The organism is Janthinobacterium sp. NKUCC06_STL, from assembly GCF_019345455.1.
Taxonomy (GTDB): Bacteria; Pseudomonadota; Gammaproteobacteria; order Burkholderiales; family Burkholderiaceae_D; genus Janthinobacterium; species Janthinobacterium rivuli.
On the sequence record NZ_JAHKQY010000001.1, the window covers coordinates 775154 to 795252 of the forward strand.

The 20099-nt window shown below is 62.3% G+C and carries 17 protein-coding genes; all 17 read right to left on the minus strand.

Annotated features, from left to right (window positions below; translation table 11 throughout):
* Window positions 1-51: 51 nt before the first annotated feature.
* Window positions 52-1575 (minus strand): amidophosphoribosyltransferase, encoded by a 1524-nt coding sequence (gene purF, locus KO539_RS03505; protein WP_034750508.1) that lies wholly within the window; start codon window positions 1573-1575, stop codon window positions 52-54.
* A gap of 38 nt (window positions 1576-1613) precedes the next feature.
* The gene (locus KO539_RS03510) at window positions 1614-2102 is read right to left on the minus strand and encodes a CvpA family protein (protein ID WP_035821029.1); all 489 of its coding nucleotides are present in this window, start codon (window positions 2100-2102) and stop codon (window positions 1614-1616) included.
* A 20-nt stretch (window positions 2103-2122) separates the two neighbouring features.
* The gene (locus tag KO539_RS03515; protein WP_219307340.1) at window positions 2123-3112 is read right to left on the minus strand and encodes an SPOR domain-containing protein; all 990 of its coding nucleotides are present in this window, start codon (window positions 3110-3112) and stop codon (window positions 2123-2125) included.
* A gap of 24 nt (window positions 3113-3136) precedes the next feature.
* The gene (gene folC / locus KO539_RS03520) at window positions 3137-4435 is read right to left on the minus strand and encodes a bifunctional tetrahydrofolate synthase/dihydrofolate synthase (protein WP_099403654.1); all 1299 of its coding nucleotides are present in this window, start codon (window positions 4433-4435) and stop codon (window positions 3137-3139) included.
* A 115-nt stretch (window positions 4436-4550) separates the two neighbouring features.
* Window positions 4551-5423, minus strand: coding sequence for an acetyl-CoA carboxylase, carboxyltransferase subunit beta (gene accD / locus KO539_RS03525; protein ID WP_010400390.1), 873 nt, complete (start codon window positions 5421-5423; stop codon window positions 4551-4553).
* Between the two features lie 197 nt (window positions 5424-5620).
* A complete protein-coding gene (gene trpA / locus KO539_RS03530; protein WP_219307341.1) occupies window positions 5621-6418 on the minus strand; it encodes a tryptophan synthase subunit alpha in 798 nt (265 codons plus the stop codon).
* A 97-nt stretch (window positions 6419-6515) separates the two neighbouring features.
* Entirely contained in the window at window positions 6516-7766 is a 1251-nt protein-coding gene (trpB, locus tag KO539_RS03535) for a tryptophan synthase subunit beta (RefSeq protein WP_035821039.1), read from the minus strand.
* A complete protein-coding gene (locus KO539_RS03540; RefSeq protein WP_219307342.1) occupies window positions 7759-8442 on the minus strand; it encodes a phosphoribosylanthranilate isomerase in 684 nt (227 codons plus the stop codon). Before KO539_RS03540 ends, trpB begins: the two co-directional genes overlap by 8 nt.
* 28 nt (window positions 8443-8470) lie before the next feature.
* Window positions 8471-9301 carry a tRNA pseudouridine(38-40) synthase TruA gene (gene truA / locus KO539_RS03545; RefSeq protein ID WP_219307343.1) on the minus strand — a complete coding sequence of 277 codons (831 nt, stop codon included), beginning with the start codon at window positions 9299-9301 and terminating at the stop codon, window positions 8471-8473.
* Between the two features lie 150 nt (window positions 9302-9451).
* Window positions 9452-11935 (minus strand): FimV/HubP family polar landmark protein, encoded by a 2484-nt coding sequence (locus KO539_RS03550; protein ID WP_257626094.1) that lies wholly within the window; start codon window positions 11933-11935, stop codon window positions 9452-9454.
* Window positions 11936-12185: 250 nt separating this feature from the next.
* Window positions 12186-13313: an aspartate-semialdehyde dehydrogenase gene (gene asd / locus KO539_RS03555; RefSeq protein ID WP_219307345.1), complete on the minus strand. Its 1128-nt coding sequence runs from the start codon at window positions 13311-13313 to the stop codon at window positions 12186-12188.
* A gap of 45 nt (window positions 13314-13358) precedes the next feature.
* Window positions 13359-14429 carry a 3-isopropylmalate dehydrogenase gene (gene leuB, locus KO539_RS03560; protein ID WP_219307346.1) on the minus strand — a complete coding sequence of 357 codons (1071 nt, stop codon included), beginning with the start codon at window positions 14427-14429 and terminating at the stop codon, window positions 13359-13361.
* Window positions 14430-14439: 10 nt separating this feature from the next.
* A complete protein-coding gene (leuD, locus tag KO539_RS03565; RefSeq protein ID WP_035821053.1) occupies window positions 14440-15087 on the minus strand; it encodes a 3-isopropylmalate dehydratase small subunit in 648 nt (215 codons plus the stop codon).
* Window positions 15088-15138: 51 nt separating this feature from the next.
* Window positions 15139-15261, minus strand: coding sequence for a lipoprotein (locus tag KO539_RS03570; RefSeq protein WP_010400408.1), 123 nt, complete (start codon window positions 15259-15261; stop codon window positions 15139-15141).
* Between the two features lie 68 nt (window positions 15262-15329).
* A complete protein-coding gene (leuC, locus tag KO539_RS03575; protein ID WP_219307347.1) occupies window positions 15330-16733 on the minus strand; it encodes a 3-isopropylmalate dehydratase large subunit in 1404 nt (467 codons plus the stop codon).
* 278 nt (window positions 16734-17011) lie between these two features.
* On the minus strand, window positions 17012-18901 hold the full coding sequence (locus tag KO539_RS03580; RefSeq protein ID WP_219307348.1) for a chemotaxis protein CheA: 1890 nt from the start codon (window positions 18899-18901) through the stop codon (window positions 17012-17014).
* Window positions 18901-19740, minus strand: a complete 840-nt coding sequence (locus KO539_RS03585) for a protein phosphatase CheZ (RefSeq protein WP_219307349.1) — start codon at window positions 19738-19740, stop codon at window positions 18901-18903. Before KO539_RS03585 ends, KO539_RS03580 begins: the two co-directional genes overlap by 1 nt.
* Window positions 19741-20099 lie beyond the last annotated feature (359 nt).

Consider the following 20099-nt stretch of genomic DNA (forward strand, 5'->3'; position numbering starts at 1 on the left):
CCCCGACGGGTCTGACCCCGAAAAAAAGCCCGGCATCGGCCGGGCAGGTACTTATGCTTCTGTCGTCGCCAGGTTCAGGTTCAGCTGGGAACGTGGCGTATCTTCGGGCGCTGCCGCCTTCGGATGGTGGCGCGCATATTCCAGGCGGTCCAGGTATTCCTGCGACACGTCGCCCGTCACGTAGACGCCATCGAAGCACGAAGCCTCGAAGTTGGTGAGCGCCGGATTGACGTCAGCGATCGCCTGCTTCAGCGCGCCGATATCCTGGTAGACCAGGTAGTCGGCCGTGATTTCGCGGCACACTTCTTCCGTCGTGCGGCCGTAGGCGATCAGTTCGTCGCGCGTCGGCATGTCGATGCCGTACACGTTCGGGTAGATCACCGGTGGCGCGGCCGAGGCGAAGATGACTTTCGTCGCGCCCGCTTCACGCGCCATCTGCACGATTTCACGGCTGGTGGTGCCGCGCACGATGGAATCGTCGACCAGCAGCACGACTTTGTCCTTGAACTCGGACGGGATCGCGTTGAGCTTCTGGCGCACGGATTTCTTGCGCGCCGCCTGGCCCGGCATGATGAAGGTGCGGCCGATGTAGCGATTCTTGATGAAGCCTTCGCGGTACTCGATGTTCAGCGCCATGGCCAGCTGGATGGCGGCCGGACGCGAGGAATCGGGAATCGGCATGACCACGTCGATATGCACGCCTGGCAACTCGGCACGGATCTTTTCGGCCAGGTATTCACCCATTTTCAGGCGCGTGGCGTACACGGAGGCGCCGTCGATGACGGAGTCGGGACGGGCCAGGTAGACGAATTCGAACACGCACGGGTTCAGGCTGGCGTTGTCGGCGCACTGGGCGCTGTGCAATTTCTTGTCGGCATCGATGAACACGGCTTCGCCGGGACCGATATCGCGCACGAAGCGGAAGCCCATGCCTTCCAGGGCCACGGATTCGGAAGCGATCAAGTATTCGGGACCTTGCTCCGTTTCATTGATGCCCAGGCACAGCGGACGGATGCCGTGCGGATCGCGGAAGGCCAGCAAGCCCACGCCGGCGATTTGCGCCACGGCGGCGTAACCGCCCTTGACGCGGCGGTTCAGCACGGTAACGGCCTTGAAGATGGCTTCCGGGTCCAGGTTCAGGCCCGTCGTCGCTTCCTGGATTTCATGCGCCAGCACGTTGAGCAGCACTTCCGAGTCGGAATCGGTATTGATGTGGCGGCGGTCGTTCTTGAACATTTCCAGCTTCAACTGTTCCCAGTTGGTCAGGTTGCCATTGTGCGCCAGGGTGATGCCGAACGGCGCATTCACATAGAACGGTTGTGCTTCCTCTTCGCTCGACGAACCGGCCGTCGGGTAGCGGCAATGGCCGATGCCCGTCGTGCCTTGCAGCGAACGCATGTTGCGCGTACGGAAGACGTCACGCACGAGGCCGTTGGCCTTGTGCATGGAAAACATACTGCTGTGATTGGTCGCAATCCCTGCCGCGTCCTGACCGCGATGTTGCAGGAGCAACAATGCATCATAGAGCAATTGATTGACAGGTTGATGGGAAACGACGCCGACGATGCCACACATGGTGTGCTCCTAAACTGTGCTACTGATTTTAAAAAAATTCAAAATTTCACATGCTGCGCGTAAGCGGCAGGCAGATAAGGCTTGATGGCGCGCGCGCCCTGCTCCGCGAGCGGGCTGAGCTGCGCGTTTTTCCAGAATGGCTGCTGCGGTATGGACGTCATGCCACACAAGATGACGGCGGTCAGCACGATCACAAGGCCCCGCGCCACGCCGAACAGGGTGCCCAGGGTGCGGTCGGCCAGGCTCAGGCCCGTCACCTTGACGAGCGCGTCGACCGTCATGGACAGCAATCCCATCAAAATGCGCACGCCGATGAACAGCACCACGAAAGCCAGCAACAAACGGATGGCCTCGCCCGGCACGGCTTCCGGCAGGAATTTCGCCAGGGTGGCGCCATAGGCGTTGGCAATGACGAACGCCACGACCCAGCTGACCAATGACAGTATTTCCTTGACCAGGCCACGCATCATGCTGATCAGCACGGACGTCACCAGCACGAACAGCACCAGGTAATCGAAGATCGTCACGCGCGCTCAGCCTTGCAACATCACGCCGGCACCAGACTGCCGCCCAGGCCCAGCTTTTGCAGCTTGGCACGGGTCTTTTCGGCGTCTTCGCGGCTGCCGAACGGGCCCACGCGCACGCGGATGCGCTCGCCCGCCGGGCTGGAGACTTTCTGCGTGTACGACTTGATACCCGCTTCACGCAGCTTGTCCTGCAATTCGTCAACCTTGTCCTGCGTCGCCAGGGCCGCCACCTGCACCACGAACTTGCCGCTGCCGGCGTCGTGCGCCTTGTCTTGCGCCTTGTCTTGTGCTTTCTCTTGCGGCTTGCCTTCCAGAATCGCCAGCGCGCGCGCAGCATCGTCGGCCGATTGCGCCGGCTTGGCAGGCTTCGGTTCGGGCTTGGCTTCCGGTTTTACTTCATGCTTGGGCTCTGGCTTGGACTCGGACTTGGATTCGTGTTTCGGCTCCGGCTTGCTTTCGTGCTTTGGCTCCACCTTGACCGGCTTGGGCTCAGGCTTGGGCTCGGGTTTCGGTTCCACATAAGTTGGCTTGACCGGTGCAGGCTGGGCGGCGGCCAGCACGGGTGCCGGTGTGGGCGTCGGCTTGGCCGCAGGCGGCAGCGGCGTATCGACGATTTCCTCGGACTGGTCCAGGCCATTCGCTGCAGCTTGCGCCGGGACGGCCGGGACGGGCGCCGGTGCAGGCGCAGGCGCAACAGCCTTTTCCTTCGACGGAATGTCGATGGCGATATCGTTGAACGGCGCCTTCGGCTCGGAATCGAGCAGCATCGGCAAGCCGACAGCCACGCCCAAGGCCAGGGCAATGGCCCCGACCAGGCGGCGGCGTGCGCGCTTTTTTTCAGGCAAGACCGGATCCGGCGCTTCCTTGCCGCCACGGCGCGATCCACCGCCACCGGAGGTGTTGGCTGCGCGCTTGCGGGTCGGCGACTGTGCTTCGCCAGGGACATAAAAGCCGCTGTCTTCGCCAGAGGATTCTTGCTTGTTTTTAAACAGTTTCGAGAACAAGCCCATGCGTGATTTTCAGTCGAGTGCGTTTCAGTGAAGTGAGGATTTTCGGGCCTTCATCACGCCGGCAACGGTGAGGAAAGAACCAAAGACCACAATTCTATCATTCTCACCGGCCCGGCTCATTGCATTTGCAAAAGCTTGTGCCGGATCATCGAAAATAGACACAGTATGTTCGCTGCTGTCAGGCTTATCTTCGAGCATGATCTGCACCTTGGCGGCCAGCTCGGAAGCCGTGGCCGCGCGCGGCGAAGGCAGGCCCGTCAGGCACCAGTGGTCGACATGTTCGCTCATCGCAGCCAATACGCCATCGATATCCTTGTCCAGCATGGAGCCGAACACGGCATAGGTGTACGGGTGGAAACCCATATTGCCCAGGTTCTGGTTCAGCGCCGAGGCCGCGTGGGGGTTGTGCGCCACGTCGAGGATCACGCTGGGTCGGCCAGGCAAGACCTGGAAGCGGCCCGGCAGTTCCACCGTCACCAAGCCCGTGCGCACTTCCTGCGCACCCACGGGCAGTTTCAGCTTCAGCACTTCCAGGGCGGCCAGCACGGCCGTCGCATTGAGGATCTGGTTGGCGCCGCGCAAGCTTGGATACGCGAGCGAATTGCGGCGCTGCTCGCGTCCGCCGTAGTTCCACTGCTGCTTGTCGCCCGAATAATTGAAATCGCGGCCCATCAGCCACAGGTCGGCGCCGATGGCCTCGGCATGGTCGATCAGCGACTGCGGCGGCACGGGGTCGCTGCAGATGGCCGCCTTGCCCGGACGGAAAATGCCCGCCTTTTCAAAGCCGATCGCTTCGCGCGTGTCGCCCAGGTAATCCGTGTGGTCGATATCGACGCTGGTGACGATGGCCACGTCGGCGTCGATCACGTTGACGGCATCCAGGCGCCCGCCCAGGCCTACTTCCAGGATGGCCACGTCCAGCTTCGCCTGCGACAGCAAATGCAAAATCGCCAGGGTGGTGAATTCGAAATACGTCAGCGGCGTATCGCCGCGCACGGCTTCGACGGCATGGAAGCTGGCGACGATCTGCTCGTCGCTGGCCATCTCGCCCAGCACGCGCGCGCGCTCGTTAAAGTCGAGAAAGTGCGGCTTGATGTACAGCCCCACTTTGTAGCCGGCACGCAACAGCACGGATTCCAGCATGGCGCAGGTGGACCCCTTGCCATTCGTGCCCGCCACCATGATCACGGGGCAGGTAAAAGCCAGTTGCATGCGCGCCTTGACGGCTCGCACGCGGTCCAGGCCCATGTTGATCTGGGTTTCTGAATGGCGGGTTTCCAGCATGGCGAGCCAGTCCGGCAAGGTGGTGGGGAGGTTGTGCATGGGAGACTTCTTGAAAAGAGTGCGCGAGGCGGGAAAGACATGAGACCCGAACCGAAGACTGGGGTCGGACCCTGAGGGTCCGACCCCGGCAGTTCAGGTTTTGGGGTAAATCAAATTACGCCAGTACTTCCACAGCCTGGTTTTGCAACAAGGCCAGCAAGCGGGCGATTTCTTCGCGCATCTTGCGGCGGTCGACGATCATGTCGACGGCGCCCTTGGTGACGAGGAACTCGGCGCGCTGGAAGCCTTCCGGCAGTTTTTCGCGCACGGTGTTTTCAATCACGCGCGGGCCGGCAAAGCCGATCAGTGCTTTCGGCTCTGCAATGACGACGTCGCCCATGAAAGCGAACGAGGCGGACACGCCGCCCATGGTCGGGTCGGTCAGCACGCTGATGAATGGCAATTTCTTTTCCGACAGCTTGGTCAGCATGGCCGTGGTCTTGGCCATCTGCATCAGCGACAGCAAGCCTTCCTGCATGCGCGCGCCACCGGTGGCGGTGATGCAAATGAACGGCACTTTCTGTTCCAGCGCGATTTGCGCGCCGCGCACGAAGCGCTCGCCCACGACGGAGCCCATGGAGCCGCCCATGAATTCGAATTCGAAGCACGCCACGACCACCGGCAAGCTCATGATGGCGCCGCCCATGACGACCATCGCATCCGTCTCGCCCGTCGCTTCCATGGCGGATTTCAGGCGGTCCGGGTATTTCTTGCTGTCCTTGAATTTCAAGGTATCGACGGGCAGGATTTCCTGGCCGATTTCATAGCGGCCGCCCGCGTCGAGCAGACTGTCGAGGCGTTCACGCGCGCGGATGCGCATGTGGTGGTCGCATTTCGGGCACACGTGCAGATTCGATTCCAGGTCCGTACGGTACAGCACGGCTTCGCACGACGGGCACTTGACCCACAGGCCTTCCGGCATGGTCTTGCGCGCGGCGGCGTCCGAACGCTGGATGCGCGGTGGCAGCAGTTTTTCCAACCAACTCATATTTTCTCCTTGGGCCCTTGTAGGGGTAGCGTCGGTGGACGCCCCCGGCAGACGGTAAACGGCGACGCCCCGCAGGGCGCCACCAAAAATTTTATCTATTGCACAATAACAGGCAAATCAGTGGCCGAAGTGTAGCCGTTTATCGCCGGGCTGTCGAACTTTGCCGCCACCCGAGCTTGTGTAAACAACAAGCTTGCTCAGGCATCCAGTGCGGCGCGGATGCCTGCCGTAAAGCTGCGCACGGCGTCGACGGCGCCGCCTTCCGGGGCATTTTCTATCTCCTGAATGATGCGGCTGCCGATCACGACGGCATCGGCCACCTTGGCAACAGCCTTGGCCGTGGCGCCATCGCGAATGCCGAAGCCCACGCCGATAGGCAATTTTACATGCTGGCGGATGGCAGCGAGGCGCTCCGCCACCTGTTCCGTATCAATGTTGCCGGCACCCGTGACGCCCTTCAGCGACACATAGTAGCTGAAGCCGCCGCCAACCTTGGCCACTTGCGCGATGCGCTCTTCCGTCGAGGTGGGCGCCAGCAGGAAGATCAGGTCGAGGCCCGCTTCGCGCATGGCGGCCGCGAATTCTTCGCACTCTTCCGGCGGATAGTCGACGACGATGGCGCCGTCGGCACCGGCCGCTTGCGCCGCTGCAATGAAGGCGGCACTGCCGATGCGCTCGATCGGGTTGGCATAGCCCATCAGCACCACGGGCGTCGTCTGGTTCGTTTCACGGAACTGGCGCACATAGCCGAACACGTCATGGATGCCGACATTGAATTTCAAGGCCCGCTCGCAGGCGCGCTGGATGACGGGGCCTTCGGCCATGGGGTCGGAAAACGGCACGCCCAGTTCCAGCACATCGGCGCCGCCCTCGACGAGCGCGTGCATCAGCGGCACGGTGGCGTCAGGGCCGGGGTCGCCGGCGGTGATGAAAGTGACCAGGCCGGTCTTGTTGTTGGATTTTAAATTGGCGAAGGTGGTGGCGATACGGGACATGGATAGCTTTCTTTATCGGTGAGAGATGTCGGATTACGCGCTCGCGCCTCGGCGGCCCCGCTAATCCGACCTACGCAATACTGGGGTTATCAGTTATTTAACTGAAATTCAATCCCATGCGCTCCGCCACGGTATGCATGTCCTTGTCGCCACGGCCCGACAGGTTGGCCAGCACGATCTGGTCTTTCGGCAAGGTGGCCGCCAGCTTGGCCGCGTAAGCCAGTGCGTGCGACGATTCCAGGGCCGGGATGATGCCTTCGATATGGCAGCAGTCGTGGAAAGCCTGCAGCGCCTCGTCATCGGTGATGGACACGTATTGCGCGCGGCCCGAGTCTTTCAGCCACGCGTGTTCCGGACCTACGCCCGGATAGTCGAGGCCGGCCGAGACGGAGTGCGTCTCGATGATCTGGCCGTTGTCATCCTGCAGCAGATAGGTACGGTTGCCGTGCAGCACACCTGGGAAGCCGGCCGTCAGCGAAGCAGAATGCTTGCCCGTGTCCAGTCCTTCGCCGGCCGCTTCCACGCCGATCAGTTTTACATCCTTCTGGTCGATATACGGGTAAAAGATGCCCATGGCGTTCGAGCCGCCACCGATGCAGGCCAGCACGTAGTCGGGCTGGCGGCCCGTCATTTCAGGCATTTGCACCAGGCACTCCTCGCCGATCACAGACTGGAAGTCGCGCACCATCATCGGATACGGATGGGGGCCGGCCACGGTGCCGATAATATAAAAAGTGTTTTCTATGTTCGTGACCCAGTCGCGCATGGCTTCGTTCAGCGCATCCTTGAGGGTCTTGGAACCGGATTCAACGGGCACGACGGTGGCGCCCAGCAGTTTCATGCGGTACACGTTCTGCGCCTGGCGCTTGACGTCTTCGCTGCCCATGTAGACCACGCATTCAAGACCGAAGCGGGCGCAGATGGTGGCCGTGGCCACGCCATGCTGTCCGGCGCCCGTCTCGGCGATGATGCGCGGCTTGCCCATGCGCTTGGCAAGCAGAGCCTGGCCAATCACGTTATTGATCTTGTGCGCGCCCGTGTGGTTCAAGTCTTCGCGTTTAAAGTAAATTTGCGCGCCGCCGGCCAGCTCGGACCAGCGCTTGGCGTGGTAGATCGGCGATGGACGGCCGACGAAGTGTTTCAGCTCGTAGCGGAATTCTTCGAGGAACTCCGGATCGACGCTGTAGCGGGCGTAGGCATCTTTCAGCTCGGCCAGCGCATGCGTGAGCGTTTCGGCAACGAAGGAGCCGCCGTACGGGCCGAAGTGGCCCCGCAGGTCGGGAAACGGGTAATCGGTGGCGTGGAACAATGCGGCGGCTGCGCCGGGCGCGGTGGTGTGGTCATTCATGGTTGTTTCCTCTGGCAATGATGGCATCGGCATCCTGCAGCGCGGCGATAAACGCGCGGACTCGGGATGCGTCCTTGATGCCCTTGGACGCTTCGACACCACTGCTGATGTCGACGGCGTAAGGGCGCACGCGCACCACTGCGTCAGTCGCGTTTTGTACGCTCAAGCCACCACTTAAAACGACCCGAGGCGCGAGTTCTTTTGGAATGAGGGACCAATCAAATACCTTTCCTGCACCACCATAGGCATCCACATAGGTATCGAGCAAGAGGCTGGAGAACAAGGGACTGGCGGCGCGATAGCGCTGTTCGTATTCTAGCAAATCTTCAAAGGAGGTGTCGGGTTTGACGCGGAACACTTGCGTAAACGGCGTATTCACGGCGCCAGCGAGCGCGGCGCTGTGTTCCGGCGTCTCGTCGCCATGAAATTGCAGCAGTGACAAAGGCGCCACGGCCTTCGTTGCCCGTACGTCTTCCACCGTGGCGTTGACGAACAGGCCCACCGTCGTCACGTAGGGCGGCACGGCGGCGATCAGGGCAGCTGCCTGTTCGGGCGTCACGTAGCGGGGGCTTTTCGGATAGAACACGAAGCCGATGGCGTCGGCGCCGGCCGCCACGACGGCCTGGATGTCTTCAACGCGGGTCAGGCCGCAGATCTTGATGCGTGTGCGAGGCATGGCAATCCTTTACTTGATTTGATGCAGATCAAAACCAGGGCAAAGCGCTGCTGCTGTCCTGCGGCAATGCCCATTTCGGATCGTAATCGATCTGCGCCAGGTACAGGCCGTCCGGCATGAAGGTGGGCGCGGCAGCGTGGCGGTCTTTGCTTTCCAGCAGATGCCCCAACCATTCCGGCTTTTCCCGTCCCGTACCGATGTAGACGAGCGAACCGACCAGGTTGCGCACCATGTGGTGCAGGAAGGCATTGGCCGTAATCGTAAAAATCACGCAATCGCCGCGCCGCTCGATGCGGATGTCGTGCATGAGCTTGACAGGCGACTTGGCCTGGCATTGCGCGGCGCGGAAGGCCGTGAAATCGTGCCAGCCCAAGAGCGGCTGCACGGCTTGGCGCATCAGTTCCACGTCCAGCGGCCGGAAAAAGAAGCCGGCACGCCCTTCCACCAGCGGCGAACGGGTAGCGTTGTTGTACAACACATAATGATAGGTGCGTGCGCGGGCGCTGAAACGGGCGTGGAAGTAGTCATTGACCGTCGGATCACCTTCGAGTTCCTTGGCCCAGCGCACGGCGATGGATTTCGGCAGGAAGGCGTTGACGCCACGCACCCACGAGTGCACGTCGCGGTTCAGGTCCGTATCGAAGTGCACGACTTGCTCGAGCGCATGCACGCCCGTATCCGTGCGGCCGGCGCAGGTGGTGGCCAGGCGCACGCGGGCGAACTGCTCCAGCGCGTTTTCCAGCTGGTCCTGCACCGTTTGCCCGTCTTCCTGCTTCTGGTATCCGTGCCAGGCCGTGCCGTCGTACTGCAGGCCGAGGACGATACGCTTGAGTGGCGTTGCTGTCGTAATATTTTGCATCGAAGCATTATACCGGCGCGGCAGCCCCGGTGCGCCGTATCCCCCTAAGCGAGCGAGACGGCGTTCAGGGCAAGGCGCACGGTCGAAGACAGTACGAATAGTACGGCGAGACCGTGCAACGCAGCCATGGACGTCGTATCGACGCTTAGCTTAGCTGAGCAAAGCGCGCATCGTATTGGCTTTCTTGACCTGCTCTTCGCTGCCGCCCTTGATGACCTCATCGATCAGCTCGCGCGCGCCTTCCTTGTCGCCGATTTCCTGGTAAGCGATCGCCAGGTCCAGCTTGGTATCCATTTCCATGTGGATGGCCGACAGCGGGTCGTCCACGCCCACGCTGGCAGCCTTGCCATCGTTGAGGTCCAGGTCGATGCCGGACAGGTCGAACTCCTGTGCCGGCGGTATGGCTTCCGGCAAGGTGGCGGGCGTTTGCGCATCGTCGAACAGGCTGTCGATGGAAGGCTCGGCCGACGCGACCGGCGCGGCAGCGGGCGCCACCGGCTCGTCGAGGTCGAAATGGGCCAGATCGACATCTTTCAACGGATCAGGCAACGGCGTCAAGCCGGCGCCCACGCCATTCACGGGGCCGGCTGGCGGCTCCAGGTCCAGGCCGAAATCCATGCTGGCGTCATACTGCGCATCGTGCGCGGCGGAGACGGGCTTGCTGTCCGGCCCCGGCATGACGATCGGGTCGCTGGTGGAAACAGGCTCGAAATCGAGGCTGTCGAGGTCAAAATCGAGGGGATCGCGCGCATCGCGGGCCGTCACCGAGGACACCGGCTCGGCTGGCGCCAGGTCGGCCAGCGGTGCGGGCGCAGGAGTCGACAAGTCGTCAGGCAAGTCCATGCTGTGGCCATGCAAGTCGTCGCCAACACCCTTGCTCAGGCTGACGACGGCGTCGTCTTCCGTATCGCCATACAGGGGATTGGTGGGATCGAGCGCCAGGCCCAGCGCGGCCGCCTGCGGCCACTCTTCGCCCTGGCCCCGCGTCAGGCTGTACAGCTCGCTGGCCTGGTCTTCAAACGCGCGCACGTCGTTGCGGGCCGAATAGATTTCCAGCAACTTCAAACGGGCGGCATGGCGCTCCGGATGGATGCGCAAGGCTTCCTTGAGGATATCTTCCGCCTGGCCATCGCGGCCGTAGGCGATATACACGTCCGCTTCGGCGACCGGGTCCGTTTCATTCGCGTCGAGCATGCTGGCGCCCGCTGCGGCGGCCACGCCGGCAGCGGCCGCACCCGTGCCGAACAGGTGGTTGCTCGCTTCGGACTGCTGGTCTTCCGGCGCCAGGCCGGTCGTCGGCGGCGCCACTGGCGCTTCCGGCTCCAGCACGGGAGCGATAGCTTCGGCGGGCGGCGGCGTCTCCTTGCGGCGGCGCGCGATCACCAGCGCGGCCACGGCGGCCAGCAGCGCGGCCAGGCCGATGCCGATGGCGCCCAGGTGGTCGTTGATCTTGTCGGCAAAGGTCGGTTCCAGCGGCGATGGTTTTTTCACCAGCGGCACCGGTTTCGCCTTTGGCACGGGTGGCAGGGCTTCGGCGGCCGGGGCAGGAACGCTGGCCGGCGAGCTTGCCAATGCACTGGCAGCGGCCTCGGCCGGCTTGGCGGGGGCGGGCGCGCTCTTGTCCGCCATGGCCTTGCTCTTGACCGCCATCAGCTTTTCCAAATCGCTGACGTTCTTTTCCAGCTCCTTGACGCGGGCAGCCGCTTCATCGACCTGTTTCGCCTTGGCGATCTTGTCTTCCTCGCTGGCAACGGCGCTCTTGCCGGCCGACTTGGCCGCCGGCTCCGCCTTCGACAGCTTCAGCTTGTCTTGCGACTCGCTCACGGCCGTCGGCTTTTCCTGCACCTTCGTGGCGCCGATCTTGCCAGCCGTGCTTTGCGTCGCTTGCGCGGCCTTGGCCGGCTTGCTTTGCGACACCTGGCCCGCCAGCTTGTTGCGGTAGGCGTCGAAATCGATGGCGTGCGCCGTCACGATACCCTTCGCTTCGGCCGCGCCGGTGGCGCGCACGGTGTCCGCGCCCGGCACGGCCAGGATGCGCCCGGCCTGCATGCGGTTCATGTTCTCGCCCTTGAAGGCGTCGGGATTGGCGCGGTACAGGGCGACGAGCATCATGTCGAGCGAAACGCCAGATGGCTTCAGTTCGCTGGCGATGCGGCTCAGGGTGTCGCCCGCCTTGACCTTGTATTCGCCTGCCGCCTTTTTTTGCGCCGGCGCAGTCTCGGCGGCGGCCGGCTTGGCCTTGCCCGGCTCGACTGGCGCCGTCACTTGCGCGCCGCGCGTCTGGCGCGCTTCGGGCGTGTCGAGCACGAATGCATACTCGCGCACCTGGCGGCCGCTCTTGCTGCTCAGTTCCAGCAGCAGGTCGACCATCGGCTCGGCTACCGGTTGCGCCGAACTGATGCGGATGAAGGACTTGCCGTTGCGGTTTTCCACGGCAAACGTCAGCGCATTCAGGGCAGGATTGAATTCCACGTTGGCCTGGCGGTAGGCGTCAGGCGGCGCCAGCTTGGCCAGCAGGCTGGTCGCCTCGCCTGGCTTGACGGCCGATAATTCGACCTCGGCGCGCAGCGGCTGGCCGGCGGCGGACAGCACCGTGATCTTGCCCAGCTCGGCTGCGGATACCGCCGGTGACAATAACACCGCACAGGCGACAGCGCTGCTGAGTGTTTGAATGGCAAGGGAGGCGACCCGGGGACGAGTGTGTACAGGCATAGTTGGCGGCATCTTAGTTGACATGGGAAAACTGTTACTTTTCCAGAGGTATCAACATATCATCATGCCCAGAGCTATGCAAGCTCCGCATGGTTGAGCCTTGACGGGCTCAGGACGAAAAAAAAGCCGGGAAAACAGCCCCGGCTTGATCTGGATCAGCAATTTGTGGCGCTTACGCGTCCAGCAAAATACGCAGCATGCGGCGCAGCGGCTCGGCCGCGCCCCACAGCAACTGGTCGCCCACGGTGAAGGCGGACAGGTATTCGCCGCCCATGCTCATCTTGCGCACGCGGCCGACGGGGATTGTCAGGCTGCCCGTGACGGCCGCCGGCGACAGGTCGCGCACGGACGCTTCGCGCGTGTTCGGCACGAGTTTCACCCACTCATTGTTGCTGGCGATGATGTCGTTGATTTCATCGAGCGGCACGTCTTTTTTCAGCTTGATGGTCAGCGCTTGCGAATGGCAGCGCATGGCGCCGATGCGCACGCACAGGCCGTCGACAGGAATTTCCTTGGTGCCAAAGTCGATGCCGCGGCCCAGAATCTTGTTCGTTTCCGCGCCCGCTTTCCACTCTTCCTTCGACTGGCCGTTGCCCAGGTCCTTGTCAATCCACGGGATCAGGTTGCCGGCCAGCGGCGCGCCGAATTGCTTGATTTCATCCGGGGAATAGCCGTGCTGGGTGGCCAGCACCTGGCGGTCGATTTCCAGGATGGCGGAAGCGGGGTTGTCCAGCAGCGCCTTGACGGAACCGTTGATGGTGCCAAATTGCGTCAGCAGTTCGCGCATGTGCTGCGCGCCGCCGCCCGATGCCGCCTGGTAGGTCATCGACGTCATCCAGTCGATCAGGTCGTGCTGGAACAGGCCGCCCAGGCCCATCATCATGCACGATACGGTGCAATTGCCGCCGATGTAGTTCTTGACGCCCTTGCCCAGCGCATCCTTGATGACGTGCAGGTTGACGGGGTCGAGCACGATGACGGCGTCTTTTTCCATGCGCAAGGTCGAGGCCGCATCGATCCAGTAGCCATTCCAGCCCGCTGCGCGCAGCTGCGGGAAGACGGCGCTCGTGTAGTCGCCGCCCTGGCAGGAAATGATGATGTCGCACTTGGACAGTTCGGCGATGTTGTTGGCATCCTTGAGGATGGTTTCATTCTTCGCCATGGCCGGCGCCGCGCCGCCCGTGTTCGAGGTGGTGAAAAACACCGGTTCGATGTGGGCGAAATCGCCCTCTTCCTGCATGCGTTGCATCAGGACCGAACCGACCATACCGCGCCAACCTACCAAGCCAACTAATTTCATTACCATTCCTCAAGATGAGACGGCGACTGCCGTCATTAGACTATTTTATCCCAGAGCTTTTACAACTGCATCACCCATGGCCTCGGTACCGACCAAAGTCGTGCCCGCTTCGTGGATATCGGCCGTGCGCAAACCCTGCGCCAGCACTTGCTTGACGGCTGCCTCGATGCGGTTTGCCTGCTCTTCGCGGTTCAGCGAATAGCGCAGCATCATGGCGGCCGACAAGATCGTCGCCAGCGGATTGGCGATGCCCTTGCCCGCGATATCGGGTGCCGAACCGTGCGATGGCTCGTACAAGCCCTTGTTGTTGGCATCCAGCGAGGCCGACGGCAGCATGCCGATCGAACCCGTCAGCATGGCGGCCGCGTCCGACAAGATGTCGCCGAACATGTTGCCGGTCACCATGACGTCGAATTTCTTTGGCGCCCGCACCAGTTGCATGGCCGCGTTATCGACATACATATGATCGAGCGCAACATCCGGGTATTCCTTGTGCACGTCGGTGACGATGTCTTTCCAGAACTGGAAGGTTTCCAGCACGTTCGCCTTGTCCACGCTGGTGAGGCGCTTGTCGCGCTTTTGTGCCGCCTGGAAAGCCACATGGGCGATGCGGCGGATTTCGCCTTCCGCATAGCGCATGGTGTCAAAACCTTCGCGCTGGCCCTTGAACGGACCGTCCGGGCACTCGCGCACGCCACGGGGCTGGCCAAAATAAATGTCGCCCGTCAATTCGCGGATGATCAAAATATCGAGGCCCGACACCACTTCCGGCTTCAGGGTCGAGGCGCCCGCCAGTTCCGGATACAGAATCGCCGGACGCAGGTTGGCGAACAGGCCCAGGTTCTTGCGCAAGCCCAAAATCGCCTGCTCGGGGCGGAACTGGCGCTCGAGGTTGTCATATTTGTAGTCGCCCACGGCGCCGAACAGCACGGCATCGGCCGCTTTCGCCAGGGCAAGAGTACCTTCGGGCAACGGGTGGCCATGGGCCGCATAGCCGGCGCCGCCCACGGGCGCCGTTTCCAGCTCGAACGATTCGCCCAGCACATTCAAAACCTTGACGGCTTGCGCGACGATTTCAGGACCGATACCGTCGCCGGGTAAGATTGCAATTTTCATGGAATGATCTTTAGATAACGTTGGCCAGCCAAGGCTGATTGGTCAGATGCCGTTCTTCGAAGGCGCGGATATCGTCGGCGTGGCGCAGGGTCAGGCCAATATCGTCAAGGCCATTCATCAGGCAATATTTGCGGAAGGCGTCGATCTCGAACGGGTACGACACGGAACCATTGCTGGTGCGCACGCATTGCTGTTCCAGGTCCACCACCAGCTTGAAGCCGGGGAACGCCTTGACTTCATTGAACAGGTGCTCGACCTGGCTTTCCGACAGCACGATCGGCAGCAAGCCGTTCTTGTAGCAATTATTGAAGAAGATGTCGGCGAAGGAAGGCGCGATGATGGCGCGGAAGCCATATTGATCGAGTGCCCACGGCGCGTGTTCGCGCGAGGAACCGCAGCCGAAATTCTTGCGTGTCAGCAAGATCGACGCGCCCTGGTAGCGCGGCTCGTTGAGCACGAACTCCGGGTTCAGCGGACGGCGGCTGTTGTCCTGGCCCGGTTCGCCATGGTCGAGATAGCGCCATTCGTCGAACAGGTTGGGGCCGAAGCCGCTGCGGTGGATCGATTTCAGGAATTGCTTCGGGATAATCGCGTCGGTGTCGACGTTGGCGCGGTCCAGCGGGGCGACCAGGCCTTCATAAATCGTAAATTTATCCATGCTGTTTCTACTCGGTAAGACGCGCGGCGCAGGGCGCCGGCACGTCACGGTTTATTTTCCGCCGGCGCCAGTGACGACCTGGCCGACTTTCTGCACATCGCGGCCGATGCCGGAGACGGTGTTGCAGCCAGACAGGATCACGGTGGCGATGAGGAGGGCGAAGAGTTTTTTCATGATGATTTCTTGATAGTAAGTAAGGGACTGGGAACGCTAGTGTAAACCAGCGGCGCCAGTCCCTGCCGTCATCGCAATCCCCGCACGTCGACAAAGTGGCCGGCGATACCCGCCGCGGCCGCCATCGCGGGCGACACCAGGTGGGTACGGCCGCCCTGCCCTTGCCGGCCTTCGAAGTTGCGGTTCGACGTGGACGCGCAGCGTTCGCCCGGTTCCAGGCGGTCCGCATTCATGGCCAGGCACATGGAACAGCCTGGTTCGCGCCATTCGAAGCCGGCATCCTTGAAGATGCGGTCCAGACCTTCGCGTTCGGCCTGATCCTTGACGAGGCCGGAACCGGGCACGACCAGCGCCAGGGTCACGTTCGAGGCGCGGTACTTGCCGCGCACCACGGCGGCGGCCGCGCGCAAATCCTCGATGCGCGAATTGGTGCAGGAACCGATGAAAACCTTGTCGATACGTACGTCGGTGATCGGCGTGTTCGGTTTGAGGGCCATGTAGACCAGGGCTTTTTCGATGGCGTCGCGCTTGACGCTGTCTTTTTCATTGTCCGGGTCTGGCACCCGGCCATCGATGCCGATGACCATTTCCGGCGACGTGCCCCACGTCACTTGCGGTTGAATCTCTTGCGCGTTGAGCGTGACGACGAGGTCGAAGCGGGCGCCCGGATCCGAATGCAGGGTGCGCCAGTAGGCCACGGCCCGTTCCCAGTGCGGACCGGCCGGCGAAAACGGACGGCCCTTGACGTAATTGATGGTGGTGTCGTCGACGCCGATGATGCCGGCGCGCGCCCCCGCCTCGATGGCCATGTTGCACACCGTCATGCGCCCTTCCATCGACAGCGCGCGGATGGCCGAGCCGCCGAACTCGATACAGTAGCCCGTGCCGCCGGCCGTGCCGATCTTGCCGATGATGGCCAGCACGATATCTTTCGCCGTCACGCCGGCCGGCAAGGCGCCGTCGACCTGCACCAGCATGGATTTGGATTTCTTTTGCAGCAAGGTCTGCGTGGCCAGCACGTGCTCCACTTCGGACGTGCCGATGCCGTGCGCCAGCGCACCGAAAGCGCCGTGTGTGGACGTGTGCGAGTCGCCGCAGACGACCGTCATGCCGGGCAGGGTCGCGCCCTGTTCCGGGCCGATCACGTGCACGATGCCCTGGCGCTTGTCGTTCATGTTGAAGTAGGTCAAGCCGTAATGCTTGGCGTTCTTGTCCAGCGTTTCCACCTGCAGGCGCGAAACCGGGTCGGCAATGCCGTCGACCCGGCTGGTGGTCGGCACATTATGGTCGGCCACGGCCAGGTTGGCGGAAATGCGCCACGGCTGGCGGCCCGCCACGCTGAGGCCATCGAAGGCTTGCGGGCTGGTAACTTCGTGCAGCAGGTGCCGGTCGATATACAAAATTGTCGTGCCATCATCTTCGGCCCGAACAACGTGGGATTCCCAGAGTTTGTCGTAAAGCGTCTTCATCATGATATATGCAGCGTTGCCACAGCCTGTTTAATTGATCTGTCGTACTGATCGAAGGGATCGGCAATGATTATGCCATATATTGTGCAATGCAGAACCAAAAGCCGCCCTAGCGTGGGATGGGCGATACAAAATTTGGCGCACTTTGCGGATATGGCGAAAAAATTGCTGATACGAAAATCCGCCAAAATGCCGGCGGGGCGAATAAAAATCGAAAAAAGCTGAAAAAAAAGCCCGCTGCAGAGGTCTGCAGCGGGCTGGATGTGAATTGGCCTGTGTTGTTAGGCAGCCATGCGCACACTTCCCCTGCAACCATCCATCAGGAAAGATAGGCCCACGACTAGCACCAGCTCGCCTTCGGCCGAGCGCGCCGTACCGGTAATGCCTTCCACGGTGATGGCCGTCATCGGCTTGATCACCAGGTCGGCCGTGCCATCGACGGCTTCCACGGCGAGAATGTACGGCTGTGGCGCAGCGACAACAATGCCGACGCGTTCGCTGCACGATTCGTAGCCCAGCGAGCCGGCCAGCGAGCGCACGGGCAATGGACGGCCCTGGTCTTTCAGCACCGGCGCGCCGCCCACTTCCATGAAGGTTTCCGGCAATTCGACGACGCGCTGCACCACCGCCATCGGCAGCGCCAGCGCGGCGCCCGAGGTCGACACGAGCATGGTCGGCACGATCGACAGTTCGATCGGCAGGCGGATGGCAAATTTCGTGCCCTTGCCCAGTATGGATTCGATGTGGATGGCGCCGCGGTTTTTCTCCACGGCCGTTTTCACCACGTCCATGCCCACGCCGCGTCCGGAGACGCTGGAGGCAACTTCCTTGGTCGAGAAGCCCGGCAGGAACACCAGCTGGAAGCATTCATCGTTGCTCAACTGCGCGTTTTCGCTGATCAAACCCTTTTGCTGGGCCTTGCTGCGCAGGAAGACCGGGTCCATGCCCTTGCCGTCATCCTGCAGCACGATCATGACGCTGTTGGCTTCCTGCCATGCTTTCAGTGAAATATACGATTTGGCGGGCTTGCCGGCAGCCAGGCGCGCTTCCGGCGATTCGACGCCATGGTCGAGCGAGTTGCGCAGCATGTGCACGAGCGGATCGTACAGGCTGTCGACCACCACGCGGTCGACTTCCGTCTCCGCGCCTTCGATGGTCAGTTCGACATCCTTGCCCAGGTCTTTCGCCAGTTCGCGCACCAGGCGCGGGAATTTCTGGAACAGGCGGCCGACGGGCTGCATACGCGTGGCCAGAGTGGCCCGCTGCAGTTCCGTCGAGTAGCGCGAAGCGCGTTCCAGGGTTTCCGCCAGGGTCGCCATCAGGGTGGCGGCCTGGCCTTCAAATTTGAATTGCAGCAAGCGTTCGAGCAGCACGGCAGCCTGGTTGGCGGCCTGCACGGATTCGCCGGCCACCTCCAGCAGTGCGTCGAGCTTGACGGCGTCGACGCGGATGCTGTCTTCCTTGACGGGCGCAGCATGGCGCACTTCCGGACGCTCTTCGCGGCGTTCCGCGCCATCCCAGGCCTTGCCGGCCGGTTTGGCGGCGGCAGCGGCAGCAGGCGCGGCGGCCACTGCGGCAGGCGCAGCGGCGACGGCGGACACCGGCGCGGCAGCGATCTGGCTACCGGCAGGCACGACGGCGTTGTACATGGCTTCCCAGTCCAGGCCATCGGCGCTGGCCGTGGACACGGCGGCGGCAGGTGCGGCCGCGACGACTTCAGCGACCTGGGCAACGGGCGCGGCCACTTCCGCCACCACGGCGGCGGCTGGCGCAGGCGCATCCATGCCCTTGCCTTCGATGGCGTTCGTCAGGATGTGTTCCAGCTCTTCCGGCATGGCCGGCAAGCTTTCCGGCGCGGCGCCATTCGCCAGTTCCGTCAGCTGGTCGGCGACGAAACCGGACGCTTGCAGCGCCGCCTCGATGGCGATCGGCGTCACGGGCGCGGCGCCCGTGCGCAAGGCGTCAAACAGGTTTTCCGTCAGATGGCAGGCCGCCACCAGCGCGGGCAAGCCCATGAAGCCGGCGCCGCCCTTGATGGTGTGGAAGGAACGAAACACGGCATTCAGTGTTTCCTTGTTGTCAGGATCACGCTCGAGGCGCAATAAGTGCTCTTCAACATTAACCGCAAGATCCATCGCCTCAACGACGAAATCCTTGAGCATATCGTCCATTAGAATCCCAAATCCGCAAGAAGGTCGTCTACATTATCCTGGTCCAGCGCCACCGACGGCACGGACGGGCCCTGCATCAGCGGCACCGGCTTTTGCGCCAGCTTTTCGCGCACCTCGGCCGGCGCGTTGTCGCGCAGCAGCTGAGCCAGCTCGTGCTCCACCGTCTTGGTGATGTTGACCACTTTTTTGATCAGCTGGCCCGTGATGTCCTGGAAGTCCTGGGCCATCATGATTTCCAGCAAGCGTGCTTTCTCCGCTTCCGTCGCTTCGGCAACGGCTTGCGCGAACTGGCGCGAATCGCCGGCCAGGGCCTTGAATTCTTCCAGGCTCAGCTTGCCGTCGAACAGGGCCGTCCAGCGGCCGTCCATGTCCTTGGCTTTCTTCGACAGCACGTCCTGCGCCGGCATGCCTTCGTCGAGCGTGTTGAGTACCTTGTTGGCGGCCTGTTCCGTCAGGGTGGCGACATACTCCAGGCGGTCCTGGGCGTCGACGATCTGCGACGACGCTTCCGTCAACGCCTTGTCGTAGCCCAGTTCGCGCAGCGAATCGTGCAGCAGGCGCACGATGCCGCCCAGGCGCTCGAACATCGGCTTGTCGGACTGGTCGACCGGATCGGCCGCATCGCCAGGCGCCTCGGCGCTGGCCACGGGGGCCGCTACCGGCTCGGCGGCCGCCGGCACGGCGGTGCTGGCCGACACGGAATCGAACAGCGCGTCAAAATCGTCATCCGCGATCACGGCGGGAGCGGGCGCGGCGGCGGGCGCCGGCGTAGCTGCGGCCGCGCTTTGCGCGGATACTTCATCGAATAATGCATCGAAATCATCAGCGGCGTTGGTCATATCCCTGCTTCTCCATAATTTGTCAAAATTCCGCCTGAACTGTGCGTTTTACAGACTGATACCCACAATTTCTCGATTAAGATGATTTGAGGCAATACCGCTGCGATGGTGCGAGTGTAGCAGGGCGCCGCCCTGTTGGTAAATCTCAAAACGCGCTTCCTGGTGCAAAGCAGGTCCACAAGAGCTTTTCCACCAGGAAATAAGTGTTCCTGCTGTTGTATTTTGAAATACTACCATTGGCGTGCGTGCAAGACCACGCGCGACACAAGAAATCCTGCCTGCGGGCGCCTGCGCAACAGCCCTGCACGGCCATCGTTGCAGCTAAACACGATCTTTCTGCCAATGTTGTCTATACTGAA

Excerpts from the sequence above, each read along its gene's own strand:
- asd (WP_219307345.1), bottom strand. The coding sequence starts at position 13,313 with ATGAAATTAGTTGGCTTGGTAGGTTGGCGCGGTATGGTCGGTTCGGTC.
- leuB (WP_219307346.1), bottom strand. The coding sequence starts at position 14,429 with ATGAAAATTGCAATCTTACCCGGCGACGGTATCGGTCCTGAAATCGTC.
- KO539_RS03515 (WP_219307340.1), bottom strand. The coding sequence starts at position 3,112 with ATGGGCTTGTTCTCGAAACTGTTTAAAAACAAGCAAGAATCCTCTGGC.
- leuD (WP_035821053.1), bottom strand. The coding sequence starts at position 15,087 with ATGGATAAATTTACGATTTATGAAGGCCTGGTCGCCCCGCTGGACCGC.
- trpA (WP_219307341.1), bottom strand. The coding sequence starts at position 6,418 with ATGTCCCGTATCGCCACCACCTTCGCCAATTTAAAATCCAACAACAAG.
- KO539_RS03585 (WP_219307349.1), bottom strand. The coding sequence starts at position 19,740 with ATGACCAACGCCGCTGATGATTTCGATGCATTATTCGATGAAGTATCC.
- accD (WP_010400390.1), bottom strand. The coding sequence starts at position 5,423 with ATGAGTTGGTTGGAAAAACTGCTGCCACCGCGCATCCAGCGTTCGGAC.
- KO539_RS03570 (WP_010400408.1), bottom strand. The coding sequence starts at position 15,261 with ATGAAAAAACTCTTCGCCCTCCTCATCGCCACCGTGATCCTGTCTGGC.
- truA (WP_219307343.1), bottom strand. The coding sequence starts at position 9,301 with ATGCAAAATATTACGACAGCAACGCCACTCAAGCGTATCGTCCTCGGC.
- KO539_RS03580 (WP_219307348.1), bottom strand. The coding sequence starts at position 18,901 with ATGGACGATATGCTCAAGGATTTCGTCGTTGAGGCGATGGATCTTGCG.
- leuC (WP_219307347.1), bottom strand. The coding sequence starts at position 16,733 with ATGATGAAGACGCTTTACGACAAACTCTGGGAATCCCACGTTGTTCGG.
- KO539_RS03540 (WP_219307342.1), bottom strand. The coding sequence starts at position 8,442 with ATGCCTCGCACACGCATCAAGATCTGCGGCCTGACCCGCGTTGAAGAC.
- folC (WP_099403654.1), bottom strand. The coding sequence starts at position 4,435 with ATGCACAACCTCCCCACCACCTTGCCGGACTGGCTCGCCATGCTGGAA.
- trpB (WP_035821039.1), bottom strand. The coding sequence starts at position 7,766 with ATGAATGACCACACCACCGCGCCCGGCGCAGCCGCCGCATTGTTCCAC.
- purF (WP_034750508.1), bottom strand. The coding sequence starts at position 1,575 with ATGTGTGGCATCGTCGGCGTCGTTTCCCATCAACCTGTCAATCAATTG.